Source organism: Reyranella sp. (assembly GCF_965227665.1).
Taxonomy (GTDB): domain Bacteria; phylum Pseudomonadota; class Alphaproteobacteria; order Reyranellales; family Reyranellaceae; genus Reyranella.
This window is the reverse complement of record NZ_OZ245767.1, coordinates 3,375,993-3,397,274: the sequence shown is the minus strand read 5'-3', so window position 1 is coordinate 3,397,274 and position 21,282 is coordinate 3,375,993. Positions and strand designations below refer to the sequence as shown.

At 67.9% G+C, this 21,282-nt stretch carries 18 protein-coding genes; 5 read left to right on the top strand and 13 right to left on the bottom strand.

All coding sequences use genetic code 11. The features are described from left to right. Window positions 1-2: 2 nt before the first annotated feature. From ACO07I_RS16330 to ACO07I_RS16280, 11 genes are all read right to left on the bottom strand, one after another. On the bottom strand, window positions 3-1,307 hold the full coding sequence (locus ACO07I_RS16330; protein WP_422018295.1) for an AAA-associated domain-containing protein: 1,305 nt from the start codon (window positions 1,305-1,307) through the stop codon (window positions 3-5). Between the two features lie 19 nt (window positions 1,308-1,326). After that, window positions 1,327-3,081, bottom strand: coding sequence for an ABC transporter permease (locus tag ACO07I_RS16325; RefSeq protein ID WP_422009416.1), 1,755 nt, complete (start codon window positions 3,079-3,081; stop codon window positions 1,327-1,329). A 131-nt stretch (window positions 3,082-3,212) separates the two neighbouring features. Further along, the gene (locus tag ACO07I_RS16320; RefSeq protein WP_422009414.1) at window positions 3,213-3,971 is read right to left on the bottom strand and encodes an ABC transporter ATP-binding protein; all 759 of its coding nucleotides are present in this window, start codon (window positions 3,969-3,971) and stop codon (window positions 3,213-3,215) included. Next, window positions 3,959-4,711 (bottom strand): ABC transporter permease, encoded by a 753-nt coding sequence (locus ACO07I_RS16315; protein WP_422018293.1) that lies wholly within the window; start codon window positions 4,709-4,711, stop codon window positions 3,959-3,961. Before ACO07I_RS16315 ends, ACO07I_RS16320 begins: the two co-directional genes overlap by 13 nt. 77 nt (window positions 4,712-4,788) lie before the next feature. After that, window positions 4,789-5,817, bottom strand: coding sequence for an ABC transporter substrate-binding protein (locus tag ACO07I_RS16310; protein ID WP_422009412.1), 1,029 nt, complete (start codon window positions 5,815-5,817; stop codon window positions 4,789-4,791). 188 nt (window positions 5,818-6,005) lie between these two features. After that, window positions 6,006-7,754 (bottom strand): L-arabinonate dehydratase, encoded by a 1,749-nt coding sequence (gene araD, locus ACO07I_RS16305; RefSeq protein WP_422009410.1) that lies wholly within the window; start codon window positions 7,752-7,754, stop codon window positions 6,006-6,008. A 46-nt stretch (window positions 7,755-7,800) separates the two neighbouring features. Further along, window positions 7,801-8,277 carry a GNAT family N-acetyltransferase gene (locus tag ACO07I_RS16300; protein WP_422009408.1) on the bottom strand — a complete coding sequence of 159 codons (477 nt, stop codon included), beginning with the start codon at window positions 8,275-8,277 and terminating at the stop codon, window positions 7,801-7,803. A gap of 10 nt (window positions 8,278-8,287) precedes the next feature. Next, complete coding sequence (gene argC / locus ACO07I_RS16295; protein ID WP_422009407.1) at window positions 8,288-9,247, bottom strand: N-acetyl-gamma-glutamyl-phosphate reductase; 960 nt, start codon at window positions 9,245-9,247, stop codon at window positions 8,288-8,290. A 299-nt stretch (window positions 9,248-9,546) separates the two neighbouring features. Next, on the bottom strand, window positions 9,547-10,239 hold the full coding sequence (locus ACO07I_RS16290; protein ID WP_422009405.1) for a hypothetical protein: 693 nt from the start codon (window positions 10,237-10,239) through the stop codon (window positions 9,547-9,549). Between the two features lie 11 nt (window positions 10,240-10,250). Continuing rightward, window positions 10,251-10,787 carry a hypothetical protein gene (locus ACO07I_RS16285; protein ID WP_422009403.1) on the bottom strand — a complete coding sequence of 179 codons (537 nt, stop codon included), beginning with the start codon at window positions 10,785-10,787 and terminating at the stop codon, window positions 10,251-10,253. 1 nt (window position 10,788) lies between these two features. Further along, window positions 10,789-11,346 carry a YajG family lipoprotein gene (locus ACO07I_RS16280; protein WP_422009401.1) on the bottom strand — a complete coding sequence of 186 codons (558 nt, stop codon included), beginning with the start codon at window positions 11,344-11,346 and terminating at the stop codon, window positions 10,789-10,791. Window positions 11,347-11,533: 187 nt separating this feature from the next. Between ACO07I_RS16280 and ACO07I_RS16275 the strand changes: the two genes are divergently transcribed. Then, a complete protein-coding gene (locus tag ACO07I_RS16275) occupies window positions 11,534-11,983 on the top strand; it encodes an L-2-amino-thiazoline-4-carboxylic acid hydrolase (RefSeq protein WP_422018291.1) in 450 nt (149 codons plus the stop codon). 198 nt (window positions 11,984-12,181) lie between these two features. Here the strand turns inward: ACO07I_RS16275 and ACO07I_RS16270 are convergent, their stop codons facing one another. Beyond that, entirely contained in the window at window positions 12,182-13,585 is a 1,404-nt protein-coding gene (locus ACO07I_RS16270; RefSeq protein WP_422009399.1) for an alpha/beta fold hydrolase, read from the bottom strand. 61 nt (window positions 13,586-13,646) lie between these two features. Here ACO07I_RS16270 and ACO07I_RS16265 point away from each other — a divergent pair, with 61 nt between their 5' ends. From ACO07I_RS16265 to ACO07I_RS16250, 4 genes are read left to right on the top strand one after another with little or no spacing between them, the layout of a single operon-like run. Next, entirely contained in the window at window positions 13,647-14,108 is a 462-nt protein-coding gene (locus tag ACO07I_RS16265) for a methylated-DNA--[protein]-cysteine S-methyltransferase (RefSeq protein ID WP_422009397.1), read from the top strand. 46 nt (window positions 14,109-14,154) lie between these two features. Then, window positions 14,155-16,143 carry a uroporphyrinogen-III synthase gene (locus ACO07I_RS16260; RefSeq protein ID WP_422009395.1) on the top strand — a complete coding sequence of 663 codons (1,989 nt, stop codon included), beginning with the start codon at window positions 14,155-14,157 and terminating at the stop codon, window positions 16,141-16,143. An 8-nt stretch (window positions 16,144-16,151) separates the two neighbouring features. Continuing rightward, window positions 16,152-17,549, top strand: coding sequence for a heme biosynthesis protein HemY (locus tag ACO07I_RS16255; RefSeq protein ID WP_422009393.1), 1,398 nt, complete (start codon window positions 16,152-16,154; stop codon window positions 17,547-17,549). 16 nt (window positions 17,550-17,565) lie between these two features. After that, window positions 17,566-18,585: a methionine synthase gene (locus ACO07I_RS16250; protein ID WP_422009391.1), complete on the top strand. Its 1,020-nt coding sequence runs from the start codon at window positions 17,566-17,568 to the stop codon at window positions 18,583-18,585. A gap of 5 nt (window positions 18,586-18,590) precedes the next feature. On the opposite strand, the gene mutS is transcribed toward ACO07I_RS16250, so the two are convergent. Beyond that, entirely contained in the window at window positions 18,591-21,221 is a 2,631-nt protein-coding gene (gene mutS, locus ACO07I_RS16245) for a DNA mismatch repair protein MutS (protein ID WP_422018289.1), read from the bottom strand. Window positions 21,222-21,282 lie beyond the last annotated feature (61 nt).

The following is a 21,282-nucleotide window of genomic DNA, read 5'->3' as shown; positions in this document are numbered from 1 at the left end:
CGTCAGCCTGGATTGTCCAGGCTGAACACGTCGCTCACCTCATCATAGGCGAAAATCTCGCCGAAGCGGCCCCACGACGTGACGGTGCGCAATGTCTGCGCGGCGAAGGACTCGGACATGTGATCCTCGAGTTCGCCGCGGAAGCGGCTGCCCGGTGCGCGATGCGTGCCGCGCTCGTCGAGGACGCGGCGGATATGCCCCGCCAGCGGCACATAGTTCAGGAGATGCTGGGCGAACAGCTTCTTGCGGGCATCGGGCTCGAAGCCGACGAACTGGTGTCCCGGCTCGGTGAGCTTGATGTCGCCCTCCGCCAGCTCGGCGAAACGCAGGAGCTGCAGGACCTCGGCGACCGGGAACAGGTCGTCGACCTCCATGTGAAGGTCGCCGGCCAGCTCCGGCAGGCCGGCATGGCCCTCGTGCGGTGCAGCAGCCACCGCCTCCATCAGGCCGGCGATCATGTTGGGCGACACCTTCGGCAGCAGCATGGCGAGGCCGGTGCCGAAGAAATGGCCCGGGCTCGTCTTACCCCCGGCTCGCTCCGTCATGGTGGAATAGAGATCCTCGACGATCTGCCGGAACGCAGGATCGAGCCGGTTGCGAGGATGGGGCAGGTCGATCTTGATCTCCGCCGCGACATGGCCGGGATTGGAGCCAAAGACCAGCACACGGTCCGACAGCAGGACTGCTTCCTCGATATTGTGCGTGACGACGGCGATTGCCGAGATCGGCAGGCGGCCCTCGATCCACAGATCCATGAGGTCGGTGCGCAGCGTCTCGGCGGTCAGCACGTCGAGGGCCGAAAAGGCTTCGTCCATCAGCAGCACGGTGGGCTGCACCACGACCGCACGCGCGATGCCGACCCTCTGGCGCATCCCGCCGGACAGTTCCTTCGGGTAGGCGCTCTCGTAACCGTCGAGGCCGATCAGGTCGATGGCGGCCAGCGCTCGGCGCTTGCGCTCGGCCGGACCGACGCCCTGCGCCTCGAGGCCGATCTCCACGTTCTGCAGCACCGTGAGCCAGGGGAAGAGCGCGAAGGACTGGAACACCATCGCGACTTCCGGCGACGGACCGACGACGCTCTTGCCCGCGATCGTCACCTCACCCCCGGTTGCCGGCATCAGGCCGGCGAGGATGCGCAGCAGCGTCGTCTTCCCGCAGCCGGAGCGGCCGAGGAACGAGACGATCTCGTTCTTGCCCAGCGTCAGGCAGACATCGTCGAGAACCAGCAGATCCTCGCCGCTGCCCTTGGGATAGACCTTGCGGATGTGGTCGACGCTGACAAGCGTGCGATCGGCCACGGAGATCATCGTGTCCATTCGGTCTCTCCTACTCGAGCCTGAAGCGGTTCTCGGCGAGGCGATAAAGCGGTCGCCACAGGATGCGGTTGCACGTGGTCACCATCAACGCCATGACCACGATGCCCAGCACGACACGCGGAAAGTCGCCGGCGGTCGTGGCGTCCGCGATGTAGGCGCCGAGTCCCTCGGCCCGCAGGTGGGTGTCGCCCCAGCTCACCACCTCGGCAACGATGCTGGCGTTCCAGGAGCCGCCGGCGGCGGTCAGCGCGCCCGTCACGTAGTAGGGAAGGATCGCCGGGACGCCGACCTTGCGCCACCACGACCAGGAGCTGATGCGAAAGAGCGCTGCCGCGTCGCGCAGGTCGGTCGGGATCGCGCTCGCGCCGGCGATGACGTTGAACAGGATGTACCACTGGGTGCCCAGGATCATCAGCGGGCTCAGCCAGATGTTGGGATCGAGCCGCAGGCTGACGATCGCCACCACGGCCACGGGGAACACGACGTTCGCCGGGAAGGCCGCCAGGAACTGGGCGACCGGCTGCAGGCTCGTCGCGAGGCGCGGGCGCAGCCCGATCCACACGCCGATCGGGACCCAGATGAGGCTCGCCAGCGCTATCAGAACCAACACCCGGATCAGCGTCAGAAATCCGTCGAACAGGGCGATGCGCAGATCGTCGAAGCCCAGGGTCGTGCGGGTGTACAGCACGATCTGCCAGAGCGCATAGCCTGCCAGCACCAGCAGAACCGCGATCCAGATCCTCTCCCCGGTGCGCGACGACGTTCCGAATTTCGGTTTGACCGGCGCGCTCGTGAGCGGCGTCGGCAGCAGCGAGACACGGTCCGCCAGCGAGCCGACGGCGCGAACGACGTGCGGGCGCACGCGACTGCGGCGCCAGAAATCGTAGAGCCACGAATGCGGCTGCGACTCGGCGGCCTGCTGCTCGAAGCGGAACTTGTCGGCCCAGGCGACGATCGGCCGGAAGATGAGCTGGTCATAGGCCAGGATGACGGCGGCCATCGTGGCGATGGCGAGCAGCACCGCGTTGAGGTCGCGGGCCTGGATCGCCAGCGCCAGCCAGGACCCGATGCCCGGCAGCATCAGCGTGGTGTCGCCGACCGTGATCGCTTCGGAGGCGACGACGAAGAACCAGCCGCCCGACATCGACATCATCGTGTTCCAGATCAGGCCGGGCGCGGCGAAGGGCACGTCGAGCCGCCAGAAGCGCAGCCACGGCGAGAAGCGGTAGTGCCTGGCCACCTCGTCGAGGTCTCGCGGCACGGTACGGAGCGACTGGTAGAAGCTGAAGGCCATGTTCCAGGCCTGGCTGGTGAAGATGGCGAAGATCGCCGCGCATTCCGCGCCCAGCACGCTGCCCGGAAAAAGCTGCAGGAAGAACGTCACGGTGAAGGTGAGGAAGCCCAGCACCGGCACCGACTGCAGGATGTCGAGAGCCGGCAGGATGACCAGCTCGGCCTTGCGGCTGCGCGCCGCCAGGGTCGCCACCACGAAGGTGAAGACGAGCGAGGCGATGATGGCGGCGAACATGCGCAGCGTGGTGCGCAACGCGTATTCGGGGAGGCGCGCGACATCGAGCGTGACCGGCACGGTTTCGAGCTGGATGGCCGGAGCATTCATCTCCCGGAAGCCGTGCGCGACCAGCACGAAGACGCCGACCACCAGCACGAAGATGACCGCGTCGTAGAGATTGGGCCGGAAGCCGGTACCGCCGACGCCAAGCGGCGTGGTGGCCGCGCGGCCCTTGTCAGGTCTGGATACGAGCATGTGCGCTTTCCCGATACTACGCAGCGGCACGGCGCAGCGCCCTACCCCCATCGGGGCTGGTTGTAAGTCGGCAGGCTTTCGGTTTCGTGAATGCGCATCGCGCGCGTCGTTAGGTCGCTCGGGGTTGGAGATCAGCCCGTCTTGCCAAGATGGCGCCTGATTTCCGCGACCAGACCGGCTTCGGCCGGATCGTCCCGTCGGCGTGGCCGCGGCGCGTCGATCACCCGGTCGACCACCGCCCGTCCCGGCGACCCCGCGAGCACGATGACACGGTCCGCCAGATAGGTCGCTTCCTCGATGTCGTGCGTGACGAACAGGATGGTCTTGCCGGTCTGCTGCCAGATGCGCGTCAGCTCGTCCTGCAGCCCTTCGCGGGAGATCGCATCGAGGGCCGAGAATGGTTCGTCCATCAGCAGGACCTCGGGCTCGACGGCGAGCGCGCGGGCCAGCGAGACGCGCTGGCGCTGGCCACCCGAGAGCTGGTAGGGCCAGCGGCCGGCGAGATCGGCCAGGCCGACGATGCGCAGCGCCTCGACCGCCCGGGCGCGGCGCTCGGCCTTCGACAGGCCCGCCCCTTCGAGGCCGAAGGCGACATTGTCGACCACCCGGCGCCAGGGCAGCAGGCGCGAATCCTGGAAGACCAGCGCGACCGGCTGGCGCGCCGTCGACCGGGTTGCCAGCGACACGCGGCCGGCGCTCGCCTTCGCCAACCCGATCAGCACGCGCAGCAAGGTCGACTTGCCGACGCCCGAAGCACCGACGATGGCCACGAACCCGCCCCGCGGGATGCTGAGGTCGAGCTCGCGCAGCACCTCGGTGCGACGGCCATCGCGCTCGAAGGTGAGGCCGAGGCCCCTTATGTCGATGACGCTATCGATCACGCTTTCCATCGCAGCAGCCAGTTCTGGGTGACGAGGAACAGCGAATCGAGGATGCCGTAGAGCGCGGCCATGGTGAGCATGTAGACGACCACGATGTCGGTCGCGAGCAGCGACGAGGCCTCGATCATGCGGTTGCCGAGGCCGGGCACACCGAAGATTTCCGCGGCGACCACGGCCATCCAGGCCTGGCCCAGCGCCGTCCTCAGGCCGACGAGGATGCCGGGCATCGCGGCCGGCAGGTAGATCTTCAACAGCTTCTCGAGGGGGCTGCGGAAACCGAACGCCTCCGCCACTTCGAGAAGGTCGCGATCGACGCCGCGCACCGCGCCGTGCGCCGCGAAGAACACGATCCAGAACACCGAGACGGCGATGATGAAGACGGCCGCCTTGGGCGTGACACCGAACCAGATGATGGCGAAAGGCGCCCAGGCGAGGCCGGGAATCGGGCGCAACAGCCGCACGACCCATGAGGTCAGGTCCTCGGCGACGCGCGACATGCCGGTGAGGACACCGACGGCGACCCCGAGCGCCGCTCCGATCACCAGCCCGATCCCATAGTGACTGAGACTGCCCGTGACCGCCTTCAGCCACATGCCGGAGTCGAGCTCGCTGCGGAAAGCCTCGGGGATCGCCAGCGGACCCGGCAGCATCATCGGGTTCACCAGCCCGAAGGTCGGCACCGCCTGCCAGATGAGCAGGAAGGCCAGCAGGCCCGCGGCGCCCAGCCCGATCGAGCCGAGCGCGCTCATGCGAGCGCGACCCGGCGCGGACGAGGCCGGCAAGTCGGCGGTTTGAGTAACGGCCATCGACCTGTCCTGGCGCGCCGTCAGCCCGGCCGCCGCGCCTTCTCGAAGAAGCGAACGTCGAACAGGTCGTCGAGCGGTGCGGCTTCCTTGAGGGAGCCGAGCTTCACCTGATAGGCCTCCATCGCCTTCGACGGGGCGATGACCTCGCGCGGATCGATGACGAACTTCGTGGCCGGCGACTTCAGCGCCGTCTTGATGATCTCGAGATCGACGATGCCCTTGGCGAGATTGGCAGCGACCGCCGGGGCGGCCTTGTCGGGGTCGCGCGTCAGCAGATCGCCGGCGCGCACCAGCCCGTCGACCAGCGACTGCACCGCCGCCGGATGCTTGGCGATAAAGGCGCCGGAGACGCCCACGACCGTGCCGGGTTGGCCGGGGAACAATTTGTCGCCGACTTCGACCAGCCTGATGCCGGGATTGGCCTTCTGGATGATCGAAAGAGCGGGCTCGCGGACGGTCGCGCCTTCGACCGCGTCGGCCAGCACCGCCTGCTGCGTAGCATCGATGCCCATGGCCACGATCTCGACGTCCTCGCGACTGGCCTTGATGACTTCCCAAAGCCAGTATTGCAGCGTGGTGTTGGGGACCGAGCCGGCAGGCTGCGTGGCGAGCCGCGCGGGTTTGCCCGAGACCGCGCGATAACGCTTGAAGGCCTCTGCCGGCGCGACGCCGGGTGCGAAATGCGTGGCGAGCCGCGGCACGGCCACGAAGACGTTCTCGCCGCTCGCCGTCGCCGCCACCACCTTGACGTCGATGCCGCGCGAGCGCGCGACACCCAGCGGCGCGATGCCTGCGACGTAGACGTCGAGCGTGCCCGAAGCGAGCGCCTGGATGGCATGCGGCCCCGACTGGAAGGTCGTCAGGGTCAGATCGAGGCCGGCCTGCCTGGCCCATCCTTCATGGTCGACCACGAAGATCGGCGCCGCGCCGATCACCGGGATATTGCCGACACGAACGGGGACACGGGCGCCCTGTGCAAGCGCAGGGGAGGCCAGCATGGACACGCCGCCCGCCAGGAAGGCGCGACGCTGGAACGACGACAAGGTCATGAAAACTCTCTGCAAACCGGGCACGCGGGCGCGTGCAGCGCGAGTGAGATAGAAAGTTCGCTCGCGTCCGGCAATCGGCCCAGCGCAAATGGATGAAAAGTGGTTGCGGTACGTCGCGGCCCTGGAAGAATTTTCTTCGCGCACTCACATCCGGAGGAGCGCGGAGCGCGTCTCGAAGGATGAGGTCTTCAATAGATCGACGGCTCCGCGACCGGCTTGCCGAACCCCGTCTCGAGGAAATCGAAGTCGCAGCCTTCGTTGGCCTGCCTGATGTGCCGGGTGAACATCCAGCCATAGCCACGCTCGTAGCGCGGCTCGGGCTTCGTCCACGCCGCGCGGCGCTTCGCCAGCTCCTCATCGGAGACGTTCATGTCGATCGTGCGCTTGTCGACATCGAGCGAGATCATGTCGCCGGTCTTCACCAGAGCGAGCGGCCCGCCGATATAGGATTCCGGCGAGACGTGCAGGATGCAGGCGCCGTAGCTGGTGCCGCTCATGCGGCTGTCGGAGAGCCGCACCATGTCGCGCACGCCCTGTTTCACCAGCTTGGTGGGGATCGGCAGCATGCCCCACTCCGGCATGCCCGGCCCGCCCTGCGGCCCGGCATTACGCAGGATCAGCACCGTGTCCTCGGTGACGTCGAGATCCTCGCGATCGATCGCCGCCTTCATCGACGGATAGTCGTCGAACACCAGGGCGGGGCCGGTGTGCTTCAGGAACTTCGGGGCACAGGCGCTCGGCTTGATGACGCAGCCATCCGGCGCCAGGTTACCCTTGAGGACGGCCAGCGCCCCTTCCTTGTAGATCGGGTTGGCGACCGAGCGGATCACGTCGTCGTTGTAGATCTCTGCACCCTTCACGTTCTCGCCCAGCGTCTTTCCCGTCACGGTGAGGGCATCGAGATGCAGGTGGTCGCGAATCTGCTCGATCAGGCCCGGCAGGCCGCCGGCATAGAAGAAATCCTCCATCAGGTATTTGTCGCCGCTCGGCCGGATGTTGGCGATCACTGGCACCGTGCGGCTGGCGCGCTCGAAATCGTCGAGGCCGATCTTCTGGCCGGCGCGCCGCGCCAGCGCGATCAGGTGGATGATGGCATTGGTCGAGCAGCCCATCGCCATCGCCACGGTGATGGCGTTGAGGAACGCCTCGTGCGTCAGGATCCTGTTCGGCGTCAGGTCTTCCCAGACCATGTCGACGATGCGACGGCCGCATTGGGAGGCCATGCGGATATGGTTGGCGTCCGCGGCGGGGATCGACGAAGCGCCGGGCAGCGACATGCCGAGCGTCTCGGCCATCGCCATCATCGTGGCCGCCGTGCCCATGGTCATGCAGGTGCCGTAGGAGCGCGCGATGCCGGCCTCGACATCGACCCAGTCGGAGTCGGTGATCTTGCCGGCCCGGCGCTCGTCCCAGTACTTCCAGGCATCGGAGCCTGAGCCCAGCACCTTGCCCTTCCAGTTGCCGCGCAGCATCGGCCCGGCCGGCAGGTAGATCGTCGGAAGACCGACGCTGATCGCGCCGAGCAAAAGCGCCGGCGTGGTCTTGTCGCAACCGCCCATCAGCACGACGCCGTCGACCGGATGGCCGCGCAGCAGCTCTTCCGCGTCCATCGCCAGCAGGTTGCGATAGAGCATGGTCGTCGGCTTCAGCAGGCTCTCAGACAGCGACAGCGCCGGCAATTCGATCGGGAAACCGCCGGCCTGCAGCACGCCGCGCTTCACGTCGTCGACGCGCGTCTTGAAATGCATGTGGCAGGGCTGGGCGTCCGACCAGGTGTTGAGGATGGCGATGACCGGCTTGCCGGCCCATTCCTCCGGCGCGTAGCCCATCTGCATCGCGCGCGAGCGATGGCCGAAGGCGCGCAGATCGTCGGGCGCGAACCAGCGCGCGCTGCGCAGCTGATCGGGAGTCTTGTTCTTCGGCTTGCTGTCCGGCATGGCTTGTTCCTCCGCGCCGGACGCGAACACAGTCAGGGGATCGCGGTCAAGCCGCGACGTCGCACGGCAGGATCGACTTGCTCATATAGACCGTGACGCCGAGCGCCGAGGTTTCCTCGCGATCGATGCGGTAGCCGACGGCGAGATAGAGCCGGACGTTCGCCTCGAACATCTTGTTCGTGTAGAGCCGCACCTCGCCATAGCCGAGTTCGAGCGCCAGGCGCTCGGCGTGTGCCAGCAGATACCGGCCCAGGCCGTGCCCCTGGAAGGCCGGCGCGACGGCGACGTTCTCGATCACCAGGTGATCGCCCTTGTCGATCGTCTCGATGAGGGCGGCGAGGCCGCCGTCGAGAAAGGCCAGGTCGACGCGATGCCGGCGCACCGCCTCGTCGTAGTCGGCGCGCATCGGCAGCGGCTCGCGGCCGATCACGGGCACCCACTTGGCATAGGCTTCGCGCGTGAGCACACGCACGGCGGCGACATCGTCCGCCACCGCGCGCCGCAGCGCCGGTGTCTCGTCCATGAGACGCGCCTCAGCCGACGGTGAGGCCCGTGGTTTCGGCGACGCCGGTCTTGAGGTTGATGCACTGCACCGCCGCGCCCGACGCGCCCTTGCCGAGATTGTCGAGCGAGGCCACGGCCAGCACGTTGCCGTCGGCATCGTTGCCGTAGACCGCCAGCTCCATCGTGTTGGTGTCGATCAGGCGGTCGGCCCGCAGGAACCGGTCGCGCTCCAGCCACGCCCGGTCGGCGAGCGACCGCACCGGCACGAAGGTCTCGCCGGCATAGTAGTCGGCCAGCACCTGGTGGACGTCCTTGGCCGTCACCTGCTTCGTGGTGATGTCGCGCGTGATCGGCACGGTGATCAGCATGCCCTGGGCATAGTGGCCGACCGACGGCACGAACAGCGGCGCATGCGTGAGGCCGGAATACTTCTTCATCTCCGGCACGTGCTTGTGCGTGAGCTCGAGCCCGTAGAGGCCGAACGGCTCGACGCCGGGCTGCTCATGGACGGCGATCAGCTCCTTGCCGCCGCCGGTATAGCCCGACACGCCGAACACGGCGGGTGTGGAATCGGCGCGCACGATGCCGGCATCGACCAGCGGCCGCAGCAGCGCGATGGCGCCGGTCGGATAGCAGCCCGGATTGCTGATGCGGTTGGAGGCGAGCAGCTTCTTGCGCTGGTCCTTGGCGAGCTCCGGAAAACCGTAGGTCCAGCCCTCGGCCACGCGATATGCGGTCGAGGCGTCGATGACCACCGTGTCAGAGTCGCCGATGGCGGCGACCAGCTCCTTGGCCGCCGCGTCAGGCAGGCAGAGCACGGTGATGTCGGAGGCCCGGGCGATCTCGGCGCGCTTGCCCAGATCCTTGCGGTCGGCCATCGGCAGTTCGAGTAGCTCGATATCGGCCCGGTCCTTGAGCCGGTCGAGGATCTGCAGGCCGGTCGTGCCGTGCTGGCCGTCGATGAAAATCTTGGTCTTGTTGCTGGTCATGGACTTCTCTCTCGATGCAGGGCCTTGAAGGGGAGGGCCGACTGGAGAAGGAAGGATGGAAGCCGCTTCGTCTCTCCAGCGGCTTCACGATACGGCGCGTTTGTTACTGTTGCGCGCGCGCGTTCTCTTACCGCTTTTGCGAGCGGCGACGTCGCGACCGGAGGAGGGCGAGCGAAATCATGCTGCGGCCGATATTTCACCCAGTGCCCGGGATGTCAAGGGCACCAAGCGACATCAGGCCGACGTCAGCGTCCACCCGCACCCGGCGTTTGAATTCACGATCTGGAGCCTGACGGCACTCATCGGAGGACGGTCCGCAATTGCTCGAAGTACTTCTCTCCCACCCCCTTCAACCCGCGCAGATAGGCAAGCTTCTTGGGGTCCTTGCTGGCGATATCGACATGCCAGGGGTTGCCACGCCATTCCGCACTCGGCGTATCGGGAAAGCCGGCCAGCACGGGGTTGAAGTGGTACTGCACGGTCAGATAATCGCCCCGCTTGGCAAAAAAGTAGGCCAGTCCCACGGACGTATTCGGCCGCCCCAGCGTGTCGCTCCAGCGATAGAAATCGACAGAGGCCTGAGCAGGCTTGTTGCCCAACGTCTGGCCCCAATGGTTTACGATCCAGCATTCGGCATCGTTCGGATTGTGCGCCGAGTCCGAATGGCCGAAATGCGCGTTGTGGCGATCGCAGATCTCCTTGTTTCGCTTCCACCCGTCTTTGTTGTAGTCGGTGTTCGTCCGCAGGCTGATCCAGCGCGCCAGTTTTCCGCCCTCCAGCTGGGCAAGGTAGACGACAACCAATCCATTCTGTTTGGTGGATTGGCTCGACCCGTTCGACACCACGGTCCAGCTGCCCTCGGGGAGCGGTATGGTTCGGGAACCCACGGTCACCGTGCTGGAAATTTTGGTGCCGACGGCAGGGACCTGTGCGCTCGCCACACTGACGCAGGACAGCAGCAAGTAGACCGTTGCGAGAAGCCGCCAGAACATTCCTCCTCCTCCTAGAGACGCGACCGGCTCTGCCCGCTGACCGGTGTGGCGGGAGCAGGAAACGCGGGTCCATCGGAGGCGGCTGCCGGAGCCGACGGCGCAACGGCAGAAGGATAGGTCGGCGCGGCGCTGGGCGCAGGCACCGCGACTTGCCCGCCCACGAGCGGCGTGAGCGGCACTGTGACCTGGGCGTCGTAACGGTTGCTCGCGCCCGTGGAGGAGTCGACCATCATTCCGATGGCCCCACCGAGGATCATGTTGCCCATGGTCGCCGACTCGTAGCGCGAATTCAGGACCACCTTGCCGTCCTCGTAGCCCGGCATGCGGCACGAGACGTGGACCGGCCTGGAGTCGCGCTTGATAGTGACCGGACCCGGCGTCTTGACCGTGCCGAGAGACAGACCCTCGCGCGTGAGCGTGCAGTCCGCACCGGCCGGATCGGAATTCACGGCAATGGCCTGGCTGGTGCCGCTCGTGACCGATGCGCAGCCGGCGATGCTCACCGTCACCCCGACGACGCAGAATCGGGACAGCCAAACTCTCATCATGTCAGGATCCACGGCTGCTTCTGGTGCGCGTCGACAGGAGGACCTGCTGCAGCGCAGTATCGTCAACGACCTGCTTCACCGCGGCAGCAAGCGCCGTCTGAAGCGCGGCCTTGGCATTATCCCCCGTCATCATCATGATGTTGTCGATCTTGGCGCTGCCGCTGTAGTCGTGCGCGTAGAGTTGTGCACCGGTCGCATCGCGCACCTTGAGACCGAATGAGACGTCGGCCAACGCCGTGCCCGTGACGAGGCCCAGCTGGAAGTTGTTGTAGAAATTCTGAAGCTCGATCGTGACGGCGACACCACCGGGTCCGATTCTGAAGCCCTGTGCCTTGAACTCGCGTTCCACCGAAGCTCGAACCAGATCCACGACATCATTCGTCGAGATGATCCGCGCCATCTCCATGCCGTATCCGTTCTTCTTGGTGCTCACGCGATCGGCGAGTTGCGTTCGCCTGTCCCTTGCGCTGAGCGTGATGAGGACATCATCGGCGCCGGGCAAGATTGCCGGGGCGCTCACCTGGGAGACATAGTCGATCGGGATCTTGTCCTCGACCACCGCGCACCCCGCAGCCAGCCATGCTACGGCCAACGCTACAATTGCACGTAGCACAGATGAACCCATTATCTCCCCCAAGCTTTGTTGCGATCCTATGCCGGACGTTGCAGATTCCGCAAGCGCCTGCGGGCACGCAAATGGAGAGGTATCAGCCGTGACACAACCTGCGCACCCCGAAGGCCTCTCGATGCTGGAGAGGCGCACCATCGAGGCCGAGATCCTCAAAGAGGTCTATGAGACCCTGAAGGTGAGCCACGGCGAGGAGGTCGCGAAGAAGACGATCGAGGAATCGGTGCGCCGCTCGGCCATCGAGCAGGCCCGCCAGTTCGCCGCGTCGGTGCCCGGCGGCACGTCGCTCAAGTCGTTCCAGGACATCCAGCATCTCTGGACCAAGGGCGGCTCGCTGGAAATCGAGGTGCGTGAGCAGACCGACAAGAGCTTCGTGTTCGACGTCGTGCGCTGCCGCTATGCCGAAACCTACAAGAAGATGGGGCTCGGGGAGATCGGCGGGCTGCTGTCGTGCAACCGCGACGGCGCCTTCTGCGAGGGCTACGACCCCAAGCTCAAGCTCGAACGCACGCAGACGATCATGCAGGGCGCCAGCCACTGCAATTTCAAATACACGTACGAGAGTTAGAGCCTTCTTGGCTCAAGCATCCACCAGCACTACCTCATCCTGAAGAGCGGCCGCAGGCCGCGTCTCGAAGGATGGGCAACAGACATGGTGCTCATGCCCATGCTTCGAGACGGCTGCGGAGTTTACCCCGAGGTATTCGAGGGGCAGCCTCCTCAGCATGAGGTCTTGTTTGGTTCGACGTACTTCGAACCCGAAGAGCTAGTTCAAAAACTCCGCCACCACGATGTGGCCGTCCTTGGCCGGCCAAGTGCGGGTCGGGATGGTTTCGTTGTTGAAAACGGCCATCACGGTGCGCGGCGGCGCGGCGTCGAAGGCGAGCCGTCCGGTGGAAGCGCCGGGCACGCCGTCGTTGATGCCGGGCGGCACCTTGCCGTCGAGCGAGAACTTGTCGCGACCGACGCCGAAATAGCCGCGCGGCCGGCTCATGAGGGTGACGGCCCCGGCGCCCTCGTCGGCCTTGCCGAAGGGCTGCGGCCGCAGGTGCACCACGTCGCTCGAACGCAGGAACGGCGATCGGTAGGTGTGCGTCGTCGGCAGGCCCGCGACCCGCAGCACGAACTCGTAATGGGAATCGGAGCGGCCGACGAAAGGCCCCCAGACACCGTCCTCGCCGGTGGTCTTGCGCAGCAGCGCCACCGCGCTCTTGCGTTCGCCCGTCTTTGCGTCGACCTCGAAGATCTCCACTTCCGCGCCGGCCACCGGAATGTTGGTGTAGGTGCCTTCGCTGAAGCCGGTCACCTTACCGTTCAGGATCGGCAGCGGCTCCTGGGCGATGAACATGCTGCCCGGCGGCTTGCCGGTGATGTGCTCGAACATCGCCGCAAAAGCCAGCTTGTGGAACGCGACCTCGCGATGGTCGAGCCCGTCCAGGATCACGTTGCGCGCGCCACGCAGCTCCGAGGCATCGTAGCCGACGCCGGTCGGCTTGCCGGGCGCGCCGACGAAGCGGCCGTCCGGCTGCGAGTACTTGTCGTTGCTGTCGGAGCGGATCGCCATCATCTCGACGCCCGGGATCAGGTCGTCGGGCCCGTCGTTGAGGCCCTTGAGGAACGGGAAGGCGCCGTTGAACTCGCTGCCGGGCAGCAGGGATTCGGAAATCACGATGCCCTTGTTGGGCGTCCCGCAGAGCACGGCATGGCTCACCAGGTCCGCCCCGCCACCGTTCTTCAGCAGCGCGCGAATGGCATTGCCGCCGCGCGAGGACCCGACGAGAGCGACCTTGCGACGGCGCGTCGCTTTCAGGACCTGCAGTACGAAGCCCGACAGTTCCTTCATCTGGTCCTCGGCCGAGGACCGCAACGGCTGCGGCTTCGAATCGTCGCTGCGCGCGTTGGGGTAGACGAAGTCGATGGCGAAGAGCTGGTTGCGCTTGTAGCCGTTGGCTTCGAAGCGCCACAGGTTGTTGATCCAGAGGGCGCTCGAATCCCCGTTGCCGTGCACGAACACGACTGGCGGAGGCCCCACCTCCGGCTGTGGGCGGCGCGGCACCGGCTGGCCGAACGCCTTACCGGAAAGGGCAAGCGCTGGCGCCAGCATGGCGGCGCCGCCGAGCAGCGCGCGGCGGGTCGGGCCTTTCTGCGAGGACCTCAGCCCCTTGCTCATCACTCCCCCTGACATCTTCCCTATGTTGGCAAATGGCGAGCGCCGGCGCTACGCTTGCCATATGACCATTCGTTACGTCGACAGCCCGGTCGGCCGATTGGCCATCGAGGCGGATCACGACGCCGTGACCTCGGTGCGCTGGTCCAACGGCGAAAGCGCGCACGACGAGCCGATGACGCCAGTGCTCGAAGAGGCGTTGCGCCAGCTCGACCGATATTTCGCCGGCAAGCTGAAGCGCTTCGACCTTCCGCTCGCGGCGCGCGGCACCGCCTTCCAGAAGAGCGTCTGGAACATGATGAGTGAAATTCCCTTTGGCGGGACCGCGACCTATGGTGGCATGGCGATGGCCCTGGGGTCGGGCCCCCGCGCCGTCGGCATGGCCTGCGGCCGCAACCCCATCCCCATCATCGTGCCCTGTCACAGGGTCCTGGGCAGCGGCGGCAAGGAAGGCGGCTTCTCGGGCGGCCGGGGCTTGCCGACCAAGCGCCAGCTGCTGGCACTCGAGGGCGTCGTGCTTCTTTAATCTCTATGACGTTGCGTCGGCCGGACGCCCCGGCTACGGAAGCGTCATGCGCGTGCTGATCACCCGGCCGGAGCGCGAGGCGACCACGCTGGCGACGGCGCTGGCCGAGCGCGGCCATGTCCCCGTCATCGCGCCCTTGTTCCGTCTCGAGATTCTGCATCCGCCGGCGGACTTCGCCGCGGATCTGGCCGAGTGCCAGGCGATCCTGCTGAGCAGCGCCAACGGCGCACGTGCGCTCGCCGAAGCGAGCGAACAGCGCGGCAAGCCCATCCTGGCGGTCGGCGACACCACCGCCTCGACCGCGGAAGGGCTGGGCTTCGTCTCGGTCGTGTCCGCCGCGGGCGACGGACGGGCGCTGGCGGATCTCGCGCGCAAGCGCCTCGATCCCAAGGCCGGGCCTCTCCTGCACGTGTCCGGCGTCGACATTGCCCAGGATTTCGCCGCCGCCCTCGCGCCGGACGGGTTCGAGGTGCGTCGCGTCGCTCTCTATGACGCCCGCGAGGAGACCGCGCTGCCGGACTCGGCACGCGCCGCCATCGAGGCCCGGGCGCTCGACGCAGCCATGTTCTTCTCGCCGCGCGCTTCGGAATTGTTCGCGCGCCTGGTGCAGCAGGCCGGCCTGTCCGCCTCGCTGTCGAACGTCACCGCCATCGGCATCAGCCCGGCGGCGCTCGAGCCGTTGAGCGCCCTGCCGTTCAAGGCGGCGGTGGCGGCAGCACATCCCACCCGCCAGTCCGTACTGGACGAATTCGACCGGCTGCCCGTTGACGCCGTTGCGGGCACCCCCCAGGCCGCCGCCGAGGCGGCCGTAGAAGGACCGAGCATCATGAGCGACACACCTTCTTCTCCCGACCCGGCCGGACCGCCGGCCGCTTCCCCGGCATCCCGCCCGGTCGAGGTCCGCCGCGGCATTGGCGTGGTCGGTGCTTTCATCACCGGTCTGGTCGCCTCCTGCCTCGTGCTCGCCGGCGCCCTGATCAGCCTGCCCTACTGGCCGGCCGACATCCGCGCGCTGTGGCAGGGCCAGGGTTCGGCGTCGATGACACCGGCTCCGGCGCTCGACCTGCAGCAGGTCCGCCAGGATGCGGCGGCCGTCGCCAATGCTTCCGTGGAGGCGGCAAAACGCGAAATCTCGACACGGCTCGACGACCTCGACAAGCGGGTGCGCGCGGCCACGGCAGCCATTGCGGAGCGGCCCGCCGCCAGCGGCGCGCCCGATCCGGCAATCGCCGATCTGCGCAGCAAGGTCGAGGCGCTGGAAGGTCGCGCCACGACGCCCGAGGCCGCGACGCCGGCCCCCGCACCGGCACCATCGGCTCCCAGCCCGGAGCAGGAAAAGGAGCTCGCCACCCTGCGGCTCGAGCTCGCGACCATGCGCAATACCGTGCAGACGATGGACCAGACGATCGCCGTGCAGCGCGAGCAGACCAAGCTGCTGGCCGAGGCCGTCGACAAGGCACGCGGCGAATCGAGTGCCCGCAATGCCGGCGAACAGAAGGCGATGAGTGCAGCGCGGGCCTCCGCCCTCATCGGCATCGCCGCGCGGCTGAGCGCGGCCGTCGAATCCGGCCTCCCCTTCGCCACCGACCTCGCTTTGCTGACGCCGCTGGCCCAGGGCGACGCCAAGCTGACGGAGAGCGCCACAGCGTTGCAGGCCTATGCCCAGAACGGCGTGGCCTCGCGCGCCGCCCTGGTCGCGGAGTTTCCCGCGGTTGCCAAGGCAGCGCTTGCCGACGATCTCGCCGACGATTCGTTCGGCGAGCGGCTGCTCGGCAAGGTGCGGGCGCTGGTTTCGCTGCGCCGGGTCGGCAACGATGTCGAGGGCGACGGCACGGAAGCCAAGCTCGCGCGGGCGGAAGCCGCGCTCGAAGCCGGCGACCTCGCCAAGGCGGTCGCGCTGGTGAAGACGCTGCCGCCGCAGACCGCACGCGCCACCGCCGGCTGGCTGTCACGCGCCGAAGCGAACCTCGCCGCCAAGCAGGCGGCCGACCAAATCTCCTCGCAGGCCGTCACCCTGCTCGGCTCGGCCCGGTAGGTCGCGCCATGACGATCCTGCGCACCATCATCTGGTTCGTCTTCGCCGTCGCAGCGATGCTGGGCGCGGTATGGCTGGCCGAACGGCCGGGCTCCGTCACCGCCGAGTTCCGTGGCTGGCGGCTCGATACCAGCGTCGGCGTGTTGATGATCTCCGTGCTGGTGCTGATCCTGGTCAGCGTCGGCGGATGGCTGCTCTATCGCTGGATCGTCGGCGCCCCCGGCGCGATGCTCGAAGGCTGGGGCGAGAGCCGGCGCCGTCGCGGCTATCGCGAGCTGACGCAGGGCCTTGCCGCCGTCGCTGCGGGCGACGGGGTGGAAGCGCAGAAGCATGCACGCAAGGCCGAGCAACTCCTGTCCGAACCGGCGCTCACCCTGCTGCTCTCGGCGCAGGCGGCCCAGCTCAACGGCGACCGCGATGGCGCGCGTCGCGCCTTCACCGCCATGCTGGAAGACGACCAGATGGCGTTTCTCGGGCTGCGCGGCCTGATCGGCCAGGCGCTGCGCGACGGCGACCAGGCCCAGGCGCTGGCCTATGCCGAACGCGCCTTCCGGCTGCGGCCGCAGACGCCCTGGGTCGTGCATTCGCTGTTCGACATGCAGGCCCAGGTCGGCCAGTGGCGGGCCGCCCAGGAGACTCTGGAGACGGGCATCCGCCGCAAGGTCGTCACGGCCGACAAGGGCCGTACCCTGAAGGCGTTGCTGGAGGTCGAGCGCAGCCGCGAGGCCGAGCGCGAAGGCCGCCCCAGCGACGCGCTGGCGCTCGCCCGCGAGGCGTTCGGGCTCGCACCGGAACGCATCGCCGTGACACGGCGGCTGGCCGAACTGCAGCTCAAGGCAGGCGATGCCAGGAAGGCGATGAAGACGATCGAACGCGGCTGGGCACTGGCGCCGCATCCCGATCTCGCCTCGCTCTACCTCGATGCCTCGGGCGAGACCGAGGCCCTGAAGCGGGTCGGCGTCGTGCGCCGCCTGGCCGGCCTCAACCCGTCCGACATCGAAAGCCATCTGGCATTGGCCCAGGCCTCTCTCGATGCCGGCCTGTGGGGCGAGGCGCGCCGCCATCTCGACAGCGCCGCCGGCACCAACCCGTCGACCCGCGTCTGCCGCCTCATGGCCGAGGTCGAGGAGCGCGAGCAGACCGGACAGGACAAGGTGCGCGCCTGGCTCGCCCGCGCCGCCGATGCGCCGGCCGAGCGCGCCTGGCGCTGCAACGCGTGCGGCGCCCATCACGAGGGCTGGCGGCCGGTCTGCGAAAGCTGCGGCGCCTTCGGCACGCTGCAGTGGCGCGCGCCCGGCACCTACGGCCACATCCTGCCGCCCGAAGCCGCGCCGTCCGAATCACTCGACGCGCCGCCGCGCGGATCCAACCTGCCCGTGCCGGTCTCGAGCAACACGACAAGTTAGAAAAAGAGGAAACGCCATGTTCGAGACGACACTCGCGGGCAGCCTGCCCAAGCCCGCCTGGCTCGCCACGCCCAACGTCCTGTGGGCGCCTTGGACCCTCTCGGGGGAACCGCTGTTCGAAGCCAAGGACGATGCCACCTTCCTCGCCATCCGGCGCCAGGAAGAAGCCGGCCTCGACATCGTGAGCGACGGCGAGCAGGCGCGGCAGCATTTCGTGCATGGCTTCCTGGCCGAGGTCGACGGCGTCGACTTCGACAAGAAGGTCCGCATGGGCATCCGCAACAACCGCTACGATGCCGACTGCCCGACCGTCACCTCGGCCCTGAAGCGCCGCAAGTTCGTGCACGAGCGCGAGGCGCGCATCGCCCGCGCCGCGACCTCGCGCAAGCTCAAGTTCACGCTGCCCGGCCCGATGACGCTGATCGACACGCTGGCCGACGGCTATTACGGCGACCGCGTGAAGATGGCCTTCGCCTTCGCCGAGCTGCTGAACCAGGAAGCAAAGGACCTCGAAGCGCTCGGTGTCGACATCGTGCAGTTCGACGAGCCCGCCTTCAACGTCTACCTCAACGAGACGGTGGAGTGGGGCGTGCCGGCGCTGGAGAAGGCGGCCGAGGGGCTGAAGTGCACGACGGCCGTGCACATCTGCTACGGCTACGGCATCGAGGCCAACAACAAGTGGAAGGAGACGCTGGGCGAAAGCTGGCGTCAGTACGAGCAGACCTTCCCGGCGCTCGACCGCAGCTCGATACAGCAGGTCTCGCTCGAAGTCCGCGACAGCCACGTGCCGCCCGAGCTGATGAAGCTCCTGAAGACCAAGACCGTGCTGGTGGGCGCGATCAACGTCGCCTCCGACAAGATCGAGACGCCGGAGGAAGTCGCCGCAACCCTGAAACTCGCGACCGAGTTCGTCGATCCCGAGCGCATCCAGGCCTGCACCAACTGCGGCATGGCCCCGATGACGCTGGGCGTCGCCTACGGCAAGCTGCGCGCGCTCTCCGAGGGCGCGGCGCTGGCGCGGAAGGCGTTCGCTTAATCATTCTACTCCGGTAATCGCTGGCGCAGTGCGTAGAGGACGTCGAGCGCTTCCTTGGGCGAGAGTTCGTCGGGGTTGATTTCGGCCAATGCCTTCTCGACTTCCGACTCCTTCGTCTTCGCGGTCCCGCTCGCGGGACGGGCCGGCGCGGCCGCGAACAGGGGCAGGTCGTCGGCGAGGCGGGTGACGGCGCTCGACTGGTCGCCCTTCTCCAGCACGGCCAGCACTTCCTCGGCGCGCGACACCACGGCGGCGGGGAGGCCGGCGAGCTGCGCCACGTGGATGCCGTAGGAGCGGTCGGCGGCGCCCGGTGCCACCTCGTGCAGGAACACGACCTCGTTCTGCCATTCCTTGACGCGCATCGTGTAGGGCGCCAACGCCGAAAGCCGCTCCTTCAGCGCACCGAGCTCGTGATAGTGGGTGGCGAACAGCGCGCGGCACCTGTTGACGTCGTGCAGATGCTCGAGCGTCGCCCAGGCGATCGACAGGCCGTCGAAGGTGGCGGTGCCGCGGCCGATCTCGTCGAGGATGACCAGGCTCCGCGCCGTCGCCTGGTTCAGGATCGCCGCGGTCTCGACCATCTCGACCATGAAGGTCGAACGCCCGCGCGCCAGGTCGTCGGCGGCGCCGACCCGGCTGAACAGGCGGTCGACGATGCCGATGGTGGCGGACTTGGCCGGCACGAAGGCGCCGGCCTGGGCCATCACGGCAATCAGCGCGTTCTGGCGCAGGAAGGTCGATTTGCCGGCCATGTTCGGACCGGTCAGCAGCCACAGCCGGCGCTCGGTGCCGAGATAGCAGTCGTTGGGCACGAACCCCGCGCCGTTCTGGCGGGCCAGCGCCGCCTCGACGACCGGGTGGCGGCCGCCCTCGATGGCGAAGGCCGGATCGTCGGTCAGCGTCGGCCGCACTTGGTTGCTGCTGGCCGCCAGCTCGGCCAGCGCCGAGGAAACGTCGAGCGAGGCCAGCGCCCGGCCGGCCGCCGCGATTGACGCCGACACCGCCATGACCTTGGCCACCAGCTCCTCGAAGACGGCCAGCTCGAGCGCCAGCGCCTGGTCGGCGGCGCGGCCGATGCGGGTTTCGAGATCGGCCAGCTCGGCCGTGCTGAAGCGCGTGGCGTTCGACATCGACTGCCGCCGCGTGAACCCGAGCGCCGCCAGGTCGAGCTTGTCGGCGTGGGTCGCCGTCACCTCGATATGGTAGCCGATCATGTTGTTGTGCCGGATCTTCAGCGACGGCACGCCGGTGGCCGTGCGGTACTTGGCTTCGAGGCCCGCCACCGTCTTGCGGCTGTCGTCGCGCAGGGTCCGCTGCTCATCGAGCTCGGACCGGTAGCCCTGCCGCACGAACCCGCCGTCGCGCACCAGCAGCGGCGGCTCGTCGGCCAGCGCCTCGGCCAGCGCCGCCACGGTGGCGCCGTGGTCGGAGCAGCACATGACGATCTCCGCGAGCGGCGCCGGCGGCGGCAGCAGTGCTTCCGGCTCGGCGCGCAGCGACCGGGCCAGCGCCTCGCCCAGGTCCAGGCCATCCCGCAGGGCTGCCAGGTCGCGGGGACCGCCGCGGCCGACCGACAGGCGCTGCAGGGCGCGCTCGATGTCGGGGGTACGGCGCAGCGCCTCGCGCACCCGCTCGCGCACGGCTGGCCGCTCGACGAAGAGCTGCACCAGGTCGAGCCGGCGCTCGATCTCGACGCGGTCGGTGAGAGGCGCGGCGATGCGCTCGGCCAGCAGGCGCGCGCCCGGGCCGGTCAGCGTGCGATCGATGGTGGCCAGCAGGCTGCCGTCGCGGCGCCCGTCGAGGCTCTTCACCAGTTCGAGATTGCGCCGCGTCGCCGGGTCGATCTCCATCGTGCCGTCGGCGCGTTCGCGGCGCGGCGGCAGCAGCGCCGGGCGTTTGCCGGCCTGGGTCAGCTCGACATAGTCGAGCAGCGCGCCGCAGGCCGCGACCTCGGCCCGCGAGAAATCGCCGAAACTCTCCAGCGCCGCGACATTGAAGGCCTGGAGCAGGCGCTTGCGGGCATTGTCGCTGTCGAAGCGGGCCGAGGGCAGCGGCGTCAGGACGGAATTCCACTCCTCCAGCACGGTCTTGAGCGGCTCGCGCGCCAGCAGACGGTCCGGGATCAGCAATTCGCCCGGGGCCAGCCGGGCCAGGGCGGCGGCGAGCTGCCCCGGCAGCAGCGGCTGGGTCGCGAAATCGGCGGTCGAGAGATCGAGCCAGGCCAGTGCCAGGTCGCCCTGCGCCTCGGACAGGGCCGCGAGATAGTTATGGCTGCGCGCATCGAGCAGCGAATCCTCGGTCAGGGTGCCCGGGGTGATGACCCGCACCACCGCACGCTCGACCACCGACTTGGCGCCCCGCTTCTTGGCCTCGGCCGGGTCCTCGATCTGTTCGCAGACCGCGACCTTGAAGCTCTGGCGGATCAGCCGCGACAGATAGGCCTCGTGGCTGTGCACCGGCACGCCGCACATCTTGATGTCTTCGCCGAGATGCTGGCCACGCTTGGTCAGGGCGATGTCGAGCGCCGCCGAGGCCTTCACCGCATCGTCGAAGAACAGTTCGTAGAAATCGCCCATCCGGTAGAACACCAGATGGTCCGGATGCGCGGCCTTGATCGCCAGATACTGGCGCATCATCGGCGTGGCCTCGGCGGGGATCGCTGAACTGTCGGACACTGAACGCTTCCTTGGAGAGGTT